Raw genomic sequence first — 13,675 nt, forward strand, 5'->3', positions numbered from 1 at the left:
ACAAGAACTCGGGGAGGCCGCCAGGCACCCCCGAGTTTTTTTTCGTTTCAATATGGATGCGGTATAGTCGGAAGATTCCCAAACAGGCACATCGTGCAGACTGACCTGATGCGAATGACAAGTACCGCTTTCATCAAGCGCCCGATCGGGATCCTCCTGGCCGTCGCGCTGGCCACGCCGGCCCTTGCCCAATCCGTGGTCTACCGCTGCGTGGACAAGGAAGGCCGCGTGCTCTACACCGATACGAACGCCGGCAACTGCAAGGTGGTCGATTCGGTCGTGTCCGGCGCCATCTCGACGCCGCCGGCTGCCAGCCGTCCGCCGGCCGGCATGCGCCAGGGCGCCGCCCGTCCGGCAGCCAGCCCGGCCGCCAGTCCCGCCAACTTCCCGCGCGTGGACAATGCCGCCCAGCGCGCCCGCGACGACGACCGCCGCGCCATCCTCGACGAGGAACTGCGCGCCGAAGAGAAGAAGCTGGCCGACCTGAAGCGCGTATTCAACAACGGCGAGCCGGAACGCCAGGGCAACGAGCGCAATTACGCCAAGTACCAGGAGCGCGTGGCCCAGATGCGCGACGACATCGGCCGCGCCGAGAAGAACGTTGAAGCGCTCAAGCGCGAAATCGCCAACATCCGCTAATGGACAACACATCGCAGGAACGCTTCGCCGGTCTCGACCTGCTGGCATCGAGCGTGCTGGTGGCCGATGCCGCCGGCCTGGTGCGCTATGCGAACCCGGCCGCCGAGCATCTGCTCGAAGTCTCGGTCAAATCGCTGTCGCGCCAGAAGCTGGCCGAGCTCTTCCTCAATGGCGAGGAGCTCGATGCGCTGTGCCGCCAGGCGCTGGCGCACAAGTACGCCGACCTGCGCCAGGACCTGACCCTGCAGCGCAGCGGGCGCGAGCCGCTGCACGTGCACAGCATCGTCAGCGCGGCCGGCGACGAAGAAGTGGTGGTCGAGCTGCGCGAGAACGTCCAGCAGCTCAAGCTCGACCGCGAGGAGCGCATCCTCGACCAGAGCCAGGCCAACAAGGAACTGATCCGCAACCTGGCGCACGAGATCAAGAACCCGCTGGGCGGCATCCGCGGCGCGGCCCAGCTGCTGGAACTCGAGCTGCCCGATGTGCATCTGACCTCGCTGCGCGAATACACGCAGGTGATCATCAAGGAAGCCGACCGCCTGCAGACCCTGGTCGACCGCCTGCTGGCGCCGCACCGCCGTCCGCACATCGTCGGCGACGTCAACATCCATGAAGTGTGCGAACGCGTGCGCAGCCTGGTGCTGGCCGAATTCCCGTCCGGCCTGGCGATCCGCCGCGACTACGATGCCTCGATTCCCGAGTTCCGCGGCGACAAGGAGCAGCTGATCCAGGCCGTGCTGAACATCGTCCACAACGCCGCCCAGGCCCTGCGCGAGCGCATCGCCGCGGGCGAGGCCGAGATCGTTTTGCGCACCCGGGTGGCGCGCCAGGTCACCCTGGCCAAGGTTCGTTACGGGCTGGCATTAGACTTGCATATCATCGACAATGGACCGGGCATCGCGCCCGATATCCGCGACCGCATCTTCTACCCGCTCGTATCCGGGCGGGAGGGCGGCAGCGGTCTCGGGCTGACGCTGGCGCAGACCTTCGTGCAGCAGCACCTGGGAATGATCGAGTGCGAAAGCCGGCCTGGACTGACGGATTTCCGTCTTCTGATCCCGCTGCCATAAGTGGCGGGGGCAGTGCGGCCGCAGTCCAATGATGAACCTTCGCGGGAAGCACTGAACTAATGAAACCAATCTGGATTGTCGACGACGATGCATCGATCCGCTGGGTGCTGGAAAAAGCCCTGGCGCGCGAGAACCTCGCAACCCGGAGCTTTGCCAGCGGACGCGAGGCGCTGGCCGCGTTCGAGAACGACAGCCCGCAGGTGCTGGTCTCGGACATCCGCATGCCGGGCGAGTCCGGCCTCGACCTGCTGGCCGCCGTCAAGGAAAAGCATCCCGGCCTGCCGGTGATCGTCATCACCGCCTTCTCCGACCTCGATTCGGCCGTCGCCTCCTTCCAGGGCGGCGCCTTCGAATACCTGGCCAAGCCCTTCGACATCGACAAGGCGGTGGCGCTGATCCGCCGCGCCCTCGAGGAGAGCCTGCGCGAAGCCAGCGTCGAGACCGCGCCCACCGAGACGCCCGAGATCCTGGGCCAGGCGCCGGCCATGCAGGAGGTGTTCCGCGCCATCGGCCGCCTGTCGCAGTCGAACGTGACGGTCCTGATCACCGGCGAAAGCGGCACCGGCAAGGAGCTGGTGGCGCGCGCCCTGCACAAGCACAGTCCGCGCGCGTCCCAGCCTTTCATCGCGCTGAATACGGCGGCGATCCCGAAGGACTTGCTGGAGTCGGAACTGTTCGGCCACGAGCGCGGCGCCTTTACCGGCGCCCAGGCGATGCGGCGCGGCCGCTTCGAGCAGGCCGAGAACGGCACCCTGTTCCTCGATGAAATCGGGGACATGCCCTTCGATTTACAAACCCGGCTGTTGCGCGTGCTGTCCGACGGCCACTTCTACCGCGTGGGCGGGCACCAGCCGGTCAAGGCCAATGTGCGCGTGATCGCCGCCACCCACCAGAACCTGGAACAGCGCGTGCGCGACGGCCTGTTCCGCGAAGACCTGTATCACCGCCTGAACGTGATCCGCCTGCGTCTGCCGTCGCTGCGCGAGCGCAGGGAAGACATCCCCATCCTGGTGCGCCACTTCCTGGTGCAGAGTGCACGCCAGTTGGGCGTCGAGCCCAAGCGCCTGAGCGAGGAGGCGACGCGTTTCCTGGCCGGCCTCGACTTGCCGGGCAACGTGCGCCAGCTGGAAAACCTGTGCAACTGGATCACCGTGATGGCGCCCGGCCAGACCGTCGAGGTCAAGGACCTGCCGCGCGACCTGACCCAGGCGCAGCCTGCTGCCGCCGCTTCCGCCATGGCGGCGGTGCAAGCAGTGGCGATGCCGGCGCCAAGCGCCGGACCGCTGCACGGCGGTCTCGATGCTGTCGCCAGCGTGCTGCCGTCGATGTCGACCGCCGTGGCGACCGGCGCCGACGGCTGGATCGGCCTGCTCGAACTGCAGGCCGCGCGCATGCTGTCGGACGGGCAGGTGGAGGTGATGGACGTGCTGGGCAAGCAGTTCGAATCGGCCCTGATCCGCACGGCGCTCAAGCACACGCACGGGCGCAAGAACGATGCGGCGATCCGGCTGGGCATTGGACGCAATACGATCACGCGGAAGATTGCGGAGCTGGGAATCGACGGCGCGAAGGACGAATAGTGTTACGTCATCCCCGCGAAAGCGGGGATCCATGCTGAGGAGCCGAAGTCGATAGGTCCAACGCCCAAGCGGACTTGGCAAGTTCCGAAACGCAGCATGGGTTCCCGCCTCCGCGGGAACGACGGGCTTGATTGGACATGGTGTAGACTTTCGGCATGCTAATCAATTGCGTCGCCTACCAGGAAGGTAAAAAACTCTCCGACATCCCCGTCGAGGACATCAGCGATTATCTCGAACGGCCCGGCTGCTTCGTCTGGGTCGCGCTGCGCGACGCCACCGATGAAGAGATGCGCAAGATGCAGGAGGAGTTCAACCTGCACGAACTGGCGGTGGAGGATGCCGCGCGCGGCCACCAGCGCCCGAAGATCGAGGAATATGGCGACTGCCTGTTCACCGTCGTGCACACCGTCGATCTCGAAGGCGACGCGCTGGCCACCGGCGAACTCGCAATCTTCGCCGGTCCCAATTACGTGCTCTCGGTGCGGCGCGATGCCGCCAAGGGATTCCTGGGCGTGCGCGCCCGCGCCGAGCGCGAGCCGCACCTGCTCAGCATGGGCTCTTCCTTCGTGATGTACGCGCTGATGGACGCCGTGGTCGACCGCTATTTCCCCATCGTCGACAAGCTCGAGTCCGAGCTGGAAACCATCGAAGACCGCATCTTCACCCACGGCGCCCAGCGCCAGAACGTCGAGCGCCTGTACCAGCTCAAGCGCAAGGGCCTGGAGCTGCGCCATGCCGTGATCCCGCTGATGGACGCCGTCGGGCGCCTGCTGGGCGGTCGCGCGCCGAGCATGGCGAGCGGGGTCCAGGACTACTTCCGCGACGTGCACGACCACCTGATCCGCATCGGCGGCCGCCTCGACACCATCCGCGACACCATCGCCACCGCAATCCAGGTGAACCTGGCCATGGTCTCGATCGACGAGAGCGAAGTGAACAAGCAGCTGGCCGCCTGGGCCGCCATCTTTGCCGTGTTCACCGCCTTCGCCGGCGTGTGGGGCATGAATTTCAAGTACATGCCGGAACTGGAATGGAAGTGGGGCTATCCGATGGCGATCGGCGCCATGTTTGCGGTCTGTTTCTATTTGTATCGAAAATTCCGCAAGGCCGGCTGGCTTTGAATGTCATTGCTTCATAGATAGAGGGCGCTGCGGCGCCCTTTCTTTTTATTGCATTGCAGCAAATGGAACGAGCTGAAGCTTGTTCGGCAACTTATGATTTGTTACGAGATGTTATGTTGTAGAAATGAGATTTTCACACTGTAAATATTGACCGATGCTCAAGCCGGCGATCATTATTCAGGCCGCCGACTTGGGCGACCCCGATCTTCCCAAGCCAGCGACAACTCATCATCGTTTGGGAAAATTCATGTTCAAAGAAAAAACCTTGTCGCGCGCCGTGCGCGTCATGTTTGCCGGCGCCATCGGCGTCGGCTTCGCGGGCCAGGTCCTGGCCCAGGAAGACAGCAAACCGATCGCCCGCGTCGAAGTGACCGGCTCCTCGATCAAGCGCGCCGACGTCGAAGGCGCACTGCCGGTGCAGATGGTCAGCGCCGCGGACATCAAGCGCACCGGCGCCACCAACACCGCCGAACTGCTGACCACCCTGACCGCCAACGCCATGGCCGGCGCAAGCAACCAGGCCGAAGGCGCGGGCCTGTCGACCTACGGCCTGTCCAGCGCCAGCCTGCGCGGCCTGGGCGCTTCCAAGACCCTGGTGCTGGTCAACGGCCGCCGCCTCGGCAACTACGCTACCGACGGCACCGCGGTCGACGTCAACTCGATCCCGCTGGCCTCGATCGACCACGTGGAAGTGCTGAAGGACGGCGCTTCCGGCGTCTACGGCTCCGATGCGATCGGCGGCGTCATTAACTTCATCACCCGCCAGAACTACCAGGGCGTGGAACTGAACGGCTACACCAGCGTCAGCCGCGGCGGCGGCGGCCAGACCAACAAGGCCAGCGTCCTGGCCGGCTGGGGCGATTTCGATGCGGACCGTTACAACATCACGCTGTCGGCCGACGTCAGCAAGGACAAGGCCATCTTCGGCCGCCAGCGCGACTATGCGCGCACCGGCTGGAACAACAACGGCTTCCGCGATTCGAGCGCGACTCCGAGCGGCAACTTCAGCACCTTCGACCCGGTCACCACCGCCAACGCCGGCGGCGTGGTCCCGAACGCGCTGAATTCGATCGGCAAGGGCATCGGCAACGGCCTGTCGCAAGCCAACTGCGCGGCCAACGGCAGCGCCTGGGACGCCAACCTCGGCACCTGCCGCTTCGACAGCTCGCCCTACGTCAACCTGGTGCCGGAAGCCAAGCGCGCCAACGTCGGCGCCAGCTTCCGCTTCAAGCTGAACGACAGCACCGAGCTGTTCGCGGAAGGCTTCGTCTCGCGCAACGAGACCACCCAGCATGCCCAGCCTTCGCCGTACAGCGCTTCCTTCCTGTCGACCGACCCGGCCTTCGGCACGCAGAACCAGTACCCGGCGATCGTCGTGTCGCCGAGCAGCCCGTACTACCCGGTGGCCCTGGCCACCGCGGCCGGCGTCAACGGCCAGCCGCTGACCGTCAGCTACCGCGCCTTCGACGGCGGCGACCGTATCGCCAAGGACACCGCAATCGCATCGCACCTGGTGTTGGGCTTCCGCGGCATCGTCAAGGGCTACGACTACGACGTCGCCTACACCCACAACTCGAGCGACGTGACCGAGCGCGCGATCCAGGGTTATCAGAACCAGACCGCATTGGTCAAACTGCTGAGCAACAACAACGCCTTCAACCCGCTGGCCCAGTACCAGTCGGCCGACCTGGCGCGCCAGATCTACGGCACCAACTACGTCGGTCCGGTGATGAACGCGGTGCTGCGCAACGACGCCCTCAATGCGCGCATCTCGGGCGACCTGTATCAGCTGCCGGCCGGCATGGTGAAGTTCGCCGTCGGCGCCTCGATGAGCGACGAGAACCTGTCGGTCAACCCGAGCGCGGCTTACCAGAGCGGCGACGTGTCGGGCTACGGCGGCGCCCAGCTGCCGCTGTCGGCATCGCGCAATTCGTCGGCGGTGTTCGCCGAAGCCATCGTCCCGATCGTGAAGAACCTGGAAGCCGACCTGGCCGTCCGTCACGACCGCTACCCGAACGCCAGCGCCACCAACCCGAAGGTCAGCCTGCGCTGGCAGCCGATCTCGCAGGTGCTGCTGCGCGGCTCCTACGGCAAGGGCTTCCGCGAGCCTTCGCTGCCCGAGCTGATGAACCAGCAGACCATCGGCACCAGCGCCAACCTGACCGACCCGGTTACCGGCCAGTTCGGCCAGTTCAACCAGACCTACGGCGGCAACCCGAAGCTGCAGCCTGAGAAGTCGGAACAGTCCTCGCTGGGCATCGTGGTCGACCCGGTCAAGGGCCTGTCGATCGCTGTCGACTGGTGGAAGATCAACGTGAACAACCTGGTGACCACGCTGTCGCCGTCGTTCACGCTGAGCCAGGCTGCCGCCGGCAACCCGGCCTACACCGGCCTGGTCACCCGCGACAAGTCGGGCAACATCACCAACATCGTCGGCACCAACATCAACGCCGGCAGCGTGAAGACCGAAGGCGTGGACGTCGACGTGCGCTGGGCCCTGCTGAAGTCGCCGACCTACGGCAACTTCAACCTGCGCCTGAACGGTACCTACACCTCGAAGTATGACCTGACCCTGGCCGACGGCACCGTGCAGCGCAGCGTCGCCGCGACCATCGACAAGGACGGCAACGTCCTGAGCGCGGTCTCCAACGGCGGCATCATCTTCCGCTGGAGGGATCAGCTGACCCTGGACTGGAAGTACAAGAAGTTCGGCGCCTCGCTGACCAACAACTTCCAGTCGGGCTACTGGGATAGCTACCGCGCAGATGCGGAAGAGCCGGTCGCCCAGCACGTCGGCGCCTTCTCGACCTGGGACCTGCAGGGCACCTATAGCGGCATCAAGAACCTGACCCTGACCGCAGGCGTCAAGAACCTGTTCAACCGCAAGCCGACCGAAGTCATCACTGGCGGTTCCTACTTCCAGACTGGCTACGATCCGACCTGGTACGACCCGCGCGGCCAGACCGGCTATGTGAGCGCAAGCTACCAGTTCTAAGCCTGGTACTCGTGTAAACGGCAAAGCCCGCTGCCTCACGGCAGCGGGCTTTTTATTTGCGCATCGCTTAGCACAGATTGTCATCGGCCATGATGACCAATCTGCAACACATTTCCCCTAAACAACCTGTCGACTGTACATATATATTGACACATTAATCATGCATATGTTCAAGTTGAAGAAGTTGCATTGCTAAATTGCAATGACGACTTCACAACAAATGATTGTATTTACAGGGGGAAGTATGAAAGTGCAGTCCGCGCGCTTCCAGCGCCGTGCCGCCGCTGCGGCGATCAGCATGCTCATCGCATCGTTCGCTTATGCGCAAAGTTCCGAAGGCTCGATCTACGGCCATGGCAAGCCGGGTCAGAAAGTAACCATCACCAGTACCGAAAACGGCTCCAGCCGCCAGGTCACGATTGATTCCCGTGGTGAGTTCAGCGCCAACAAGCTGCCGCCGGGTGCGTACACGGTGGAATCGGGCGGCGTCAAGCGCGACGTCACCGTCAACATCGGTTCGGGCTCCAGCGTCGACCTCGGCGGGCAGGATGCGACGCGCGTGGTCGTGCGCGGCACCCGCAGCCGCATCGACGTCAGCACCATCGAATCGAGCACCGTCTTCACCGCCGACCAGATGGCGGCGCTGCCGGTTGCGCGCGACGTGAACATGGTCGCCCAGCTGGCCCCGGGCGTGGTGCGCGGCGACCCCGACCTGGGCGCAGGCAACCTCCCGTCCTTCAGCGGCGCGTCGGTGGCCGAGAACGGCTACTACATCAACGGCTTCGACGTCACCAATCTCCGTAACTTCCTGTCCTACGCGAACCTGCCCTTCGACGCCATCGGCGCGCAGCAGATGAAGAGCGGGGGCTACGGCGTCGAATACGGCCGTTCCCTGGGCGGTATCATCAGTATCGCGACCAAGCGCGGCACCAACACCTGGAAGGCGGGCGGCGCCATGTTCTACGAGCCTGATTCGCTGCGCTCGCAGGGCAAGAACGTGCAGGACCTCAACCCCCAGACCCCGAACAGCTATACCGTGTACAACGCGCCGCGCAAGCAGAGCGACTTGTCGTACGACGTGTTCGCCGGCGGCCCGATCATCCAGGACAAGCTGTTCATATTCGGTATCCTCGAGGGTAAGCACGACACGTCCGACAGCTTCCGTGAAGCAGGCAGCACCCGCACGCGTTCGGCGCGTCCGAACGGCATGGTCAAGGTCGACTTTACGCCGACCGACATGCATCGCCTTGAGTTCACCGGAATCGACAACCGGCAGGATGTCGACATTACCGACTGGAACCAGGATCTCGCGGTCCACCCCGAAGACAAGAACCTGACCTGGCACAAGGGCGCGCCGGCCTACAGCAATCAGACCTCGGGCGGCCACGTCCTGATCGGCAAGTACACCGGCTACCTGACCGACAACCTGACCGTGTCGGCCCTGGTCGGCAAGGTGCGCGACAAGCTGGCCAAGACTACCGGCGCCCGCCAGGCCGGCCTCGACTGCCCGGTCATCCTAGAGACCGACGGCGCCAGCGAGATCGGCTGCTGGGCCAAGCCCTTCCCGGGCCCGGCCGTGCGCGCCCTGAACGCGCCGGACGACGAGGACAAGCGCAAGGCCTACCGCTTCGACGTCGACTACACGCTGGGCAGCCACAACCTGCGCGCCGGCCTCGACCACCAGAAGTTCACCTCGATCCAGGCCGGCAGCTCGACCTACTCGGGCGGCTACTACTACCGCTACTTCATCAGCACGAACGGCACCGTGAACGGCGTGCCGAACGTGGTGGCGCCGGGCGGCCAGTACGTGCGCCGGCGTGAATCGACCTCGACCGGCGGCGCTTTCGAAGTCGAGAACAAGGCCTACTACCTGGAAGACAACTGGAAGATCGTTCCGAACGTGCTGCTATACGCGGGCCTGCGTTCGGAATCCTTCGATAACCGCAACGGCGACGGCATCAGCTTCGCCAAGAAGGACAACCTGATCGCACCGCGTATCGGCGCCTCGTGGGACGTGTATGGCGACGCTTCGCTGAAAGTGTACGGTAACGTCGGCCGCTACTACATTCCGATCGCCTCGAACACCAACATCCGCGCCACCCAGGGCGAACTGTTCGAACAGCGCTTCTACACCTTCACCGGCCGCGACCCACGCACCCAGGCTCCGCTGGGCCTGTCCGCCAAGGATATCGGCAACCCGAGCATCGTCAGCGACGGCAGCCTGGCCAACCCGGCCACCATCGCCGACATGAACCTCAAGCCGATGTCGCAGGACGAAGTCATCCTCGGCTTCCAGAAAGCCCTGGCGGCGCGCTGGACCATGGGCCTGAAGGCGACCTACCGCAAGATCAACAACGGTATGGACGACTACTGCTCGCACATCGGTTTCGAGAAGTGGGCGGCCGACAAGGGCTACAAGGACTTCGATTCCAGCACGATGGCCGGTTGCATGATCGTCAACCCGGGTAACGACGTCACCCTGATGATGGACCTGGACAGCAGCGGCAAGCTGCAGCGCGCGACCGTCCCGAACAGCTACCTGGGCCTGGCCAAGTACACCCGCGTGTACAAGGCGCTCGAACTGACCTTCGACCGTCCTTGGGACGGCAAGTGGAGCGTGTCCGGTTCCTACGTCTGGGCCAAGCTGAGGGGCACTGCGGAAGGCTACGTCAACTCGGTCATCAACCAGGAAGACGCCGGCATCACTCAGGACTTCGACTTCGCTTCGCTGACCAATGGCGCTGACGGCTACCTGTCGAACGACCGCCGCCACACGTTCAAGATCTACGGCAACTACGGCCTGAACGACCAGTGGCGCCTGGGCTTCAACAGCAGCCTGCAGTCGGGCCGCCCGACCAGCTGCATCGGCTTCGTGCCGGCCTACACCCCAGACGCGTCCGACGCGGCAGGCTATACCACTGCATCGTCGTACTACTGCCTGAACGAAAAGGGTGTGTCGGAACTGCACAACCGAGGCACCGCTGGCCGTACCCCGTGGAACTTCATGCTGGACCTGCAGGTCGCCTACCTGCCGAAGGTCGCCAATGGCCGCCTGACGCTGCAGGCCGACGTCTTCAACGTGTTTAACATGCAGAAGGTCACCGAGTGGAACGAGCAGCGCGACTACTCGCGCGACACCGTCACGGTTGGTACGCTGAACCGCAACTACCAGCAGCCGACCGGCTTCCAGACGCCGCGTTCGGTGCGCTTCTCGGCTCGTTACGAGTTCTGATGTAGGGCTCAACTGGCCGCTCCCGGGCGGCCAGGCGCTGAAAGCGAAAAACGGATTCATGTGCGAACATGAATCCGTTTTTTTATGCACCCGATAAAAATGCCAGCCGGCGAACCGGCTGGCATCGGCAGGGCAGGGCTCGTGCTTAGAAGGTGTAGCTGGCCCGTGCGTAGAAGGTACGGCCGGTCACATCGTAGAAACGCGGATCGTAGCCAGCCTGGAAGGTCGAGGTCTGGTACGACACCGGCGGATCGCGGTCGAACAGGTTACGCACGCCGAAGGTCAGGCCCAGGCCTTTCCTTTCGTTCCAGCTGACATAGGTGTCGAAGGTGGTGTACGAAGGCACGTGGTAGCCCGCCGGTTGCGGGGAATCTTCGTTGACCTGGTCCAGGTAACCGGTCTTGTAGCGGGCGGTCAGGCCAGCCGACAGGCGATCCTTGTTCCACACCAGGTTGGTGGTGTTCTGCCAGCGGAACACCGGACCGGTGCCTTCCGGCGCGAAGGTGCCGATGTTCTGCACCCACTCGCCGCCGGCTTCGTTCTGGAACTGGTACTTGTGGATCCAGGTCGCGTTCGAGGCCAGGGTGAAGTTGCCGTAGGAGCCGGCGCGCAGGCGGTAGTTCAGCGACAGGTCGACGCCGTTGGTGATGGTGCCGCCCAGGTTCTGGGTACGGTCGTCGATGTAGCCGCAGGTTGCCGGGTTCGGGCACTGCGAACCGTCGATCGACAGGTCGCCGGCCGGGTTGCGGTGGTACAGGGCCGCGTACTTGGACGGGTTGGCGAAGATGAAGTCCTGGCTCAGGTTGCCGATCGTGTTCTTCAGGCTGATCGCCCACAGATCGATGCCGACGCTCAGGTCCTTCATCGGCTCGAGCACCACGCCGATGGTCGCGTTCTTCGACTTCTCCGGCTGCAGGTTGTCGTTACCGCCCAGCAGAGCCTGGAACTGCTGGTCGCAGACGGCCGACGGCGACTTGCCCGGCAGCGCCTTGCCGCCCGGGCAGTTGATCGGGTCGTCGTAGTTGTTGCCGGTGTTGGTGATGGTCTGCGCCGAGTGGATCTCATACAGCGACGGCGCACGGAAGCCGGTCGAGTAGGAACCGCGGATCAGCACGGCGTCGACCGGCTGGAAGCGGAACGCGACCTTCGGGTTGGTGCTGGTGCCGAAGTCGCTGTACTTGTCGTAGCGGGCCGACAGGGTCACGTCCAGGGTCTTGATGATCGGGACGTTCAGCTCGCCGTAGACCGCGTAGGTGTGGCGGGTGCCCGAGTTGAAGGTGGCCGGGTCGATACCGGTCGAGGCGATGACCTTCTCCGCGAATTCCGCGTTGGCGGACTGCGTGAACTTGTCGTAGCCCGCTTGCGCGCCCAGCGCCAGACCGGCGCCGCGGCCGGCGTTCAGCCAGTCGCCCAGCTCGCGGCTGGCGTGGAAGTCGAGGCCGGTCGACTGGCCGCGGGCGCCCATGACTTCGCCTTCCAGACCGGCCGAATTCAGCAGCGCGGTGCCGGCGGCGGTCTGCTCGCCGAAGGGGTTGATGATGCCGTTGCGCACGCCGGTCGTGATGATGTCGCCGTTGCTGTAGCCGATCAGGCGTTCCTTGACGCGGTTTTCGTTCCAGGTGGCGGCGGTGTCATAGTCCCAGCCGAACAGGTTGCCGCGCAGGGACAGGACCAGGCGCTGCTGGTTGTTGGTGTTCTTGTCCTGGCGCGCGCCGTTCGGCAGGTCGCGCCAGCGGACGTGGATGAAGCCCGGCTGCACGCCGGCCGGCATGAAGTCCTCGACGTAGGTCGGGCTCAGGGCCGGGTTGTTCGGGTAGAACGGGTTCGGTGCGCCGCTCGGGGTCAGGCGGTTCATGTACAGGCCGCCGTACGGGACCGGTGCGATCTGGGTTGCCACCACGCTCTGGCTGGTCAGGTACTCGGCGCCCAGTTCGTGGCCGCCCGGCAGTTTCAGGGTGCCGCGGAACAGGCCGGAATCACGGACGCTGCGCGGGACGTAATCGACGAAGGACGAAGTCGTCATGGTGCAGGCGCCGGCGCCGTTCGGAATCAGGGCCACGCCGCTGGCGCAGCTCGGAGCCGACGGGTTGAAGCTGCCGCCGCCCTGGTAGTAGTTGGCCGGGAAGGTCGAGGCCGACAGGCCGCCGGTGAAGCGGGTGTTGTACGGACGCTCGGTGCCGCCGATGTGGCGCTGTTCCTGGTGGTCGTACACGGCCGAGAAGTTCCAGCCTTTCTCGTCCAGGTCGCCCCAGCCGAGGGCCACGTTGGCGTTGTAGCCCTGGCCGCCCTTTTCCTTGGGCTTGTCGATGCCGGCGGAAATCACGCCGCCCTGGAAATCTTTCTTCGTGATGAAGTTGATCACACCGCCCACGGCGTCGGAGCCGTACAGCGCGGAAGCGCCGTCACGCAGCACTTCGACGCGCTCGAGCGCGGCGAACGGGATCATGTTCAGGTCGGGCGCCGAGCTGTCGTAGGCGTTGTTTGCCAGACGGCGGCCGTTCAGCAGCACCAGGGTCTTGTTGGCACCGATGCCGCGCAGGTCGGCGAACGAGGAGCCGCCGGTGCTGGAGCCGACCGACTGGCTGGACGTCTGCTGGACTTGCGATACGCTCAGGTTGGCCATCACCTGCTCGATGGTCGTGATGCCCTCGCGTTTCAGGTCTTCGGCGCGGATCACGGTGACAGGCACGGCGGTTTCGCCGTCGATGCGCTTGATTGCCGAGCCGGTGATCTCGACACGTGCAATCGGAGCCTGTTGCGTTTCCTGGGTCTGCGCCAGGGCCTGGCCCGCAAATCCGATACCGGCTGCGATTGCGGTACCCGAGAACACCATACGCAGTGTCCTTGCCATGATTTTTTCCGTAAGCATCTTATTCCTTGGGTTAGTTTATTGAAAAATACTTTTTTTGAAATATTTCAACAGGGCTAAGATACACGGACAGAAACTCGCAAACCAAGCGAATTCAGCTGTCATGATGCTGAAATAAGACACACTTTCCTATTGGTAAGTGTATGTAAATACAGGATTTTTTCTGAAA

General features: G+C 64.2%; 7 protein-coding genes. 6 read left to right on the forward strand and 1 reads right to left on the reverse strand.

The annotated features are described in order from the left end of the window. Positions 1-114: 114 nt before the first annotated feature. The 6 genes from AC07PE_RS14530 to AC07PE_RS14555 all read left to right on the forward strand — a co-directional run bounded on the left by AC07PE_RS14530 (position 115) and on the right by AC07PE_RS14555 (position 10,637). Entirely contained in the window at positions 115-639 is a 525-nt protein-coding gene (locus tag AC07PE_RS14530) for a DUF4124 domain-containing protein (RefSeq protein WP_498765564.1), read from the forward strand. Then, entirely contained in the window at positions 639-1,709 is a 1,071-nt protein-coding gene (glnL, locus tag AC07PE_RS14535) for a nitrogen regulation protein NR(II) (RefSeq protein WP_498765566.1), read from the forward strand. The genes AC07PE_RS14530 and glnL overlap by 1 nt, the downstream gene beginning before the upstream one ends. 59 nt (positions 1,710-1,768) lie before the next feature. Continuing rightward, positions 1,769-3,289: a nitrogen regulation protein NR(I) gene (gene ntrC / locus AC07PE_RS14540; protein WP_498765568.1), complete on the forward strand. Its 1,521-nt coding sequence runs from the start codon at positions 1,769-1,771 to the stop codon at positions 3,287-3,289. Between the two features lie 155 nt (positions 3,290-3,444). Continuing rightward, positions 3,445-4,410 (forward strand): magnesium/cobalt transporter CorA, encoded by a 966-nt coding sequence (gene corA / locus AC07PE_RS14545; protein ID WP_498765570.1) that lies wholly within the window; start codon positions 3,445-3,447, stop codon positions 4,408-4,410. 247 nt (positions 4,411-4,657) lie between these two features. Continuing rightward, positions 4,658-7,405, forward strand: coding sequence for a TonB-dependent receptor (locus AC07PE_RS14550; protein WP_498765572.1), 2,748 nt, complete (start codon positions 4,658-4,660; stop codon positions 7,403-7,405). A 244-nt stretch (positions 7,406-7,649) separates the two neighbouring features. After that, positions 7,650-10,637 (forward strand): TonB-dependent receptor, encoded by a 2,988-nt coding sequence (locus tag AC07PE_RS14555; RefSeq protein WP_498765574.1) that lies wholly within the window; start codon positions 7,650-7,652, stop codon positions 10,635-10,637. A 145-nt stretch (positions 10,638-10,782) separates the two neighbouring features. On the opposite strand, the gene AC07PE_RS14560 is transcribed toward AC07PE_RS14555, so the two are convergent. Beyond that, positions 10,783-13,488 carry a TonB-dependent receptor gene (locus tag AC07PE_RS14560; RefSeq protein ID WP_498765576.1) on the reverse strand — a complete coding sequence of 902 codons (2,706 nt, stop codon included), beginning with the start codon at positions 13,486-13,488 and terminating at the stop codon, positions 10,783-10,785. Positions 13,489-13,675: the final 187 nt, after the last annotated feature.

This window comes from Telluria sp. GW821-FHT07G12, assembly GCF_059418525.1.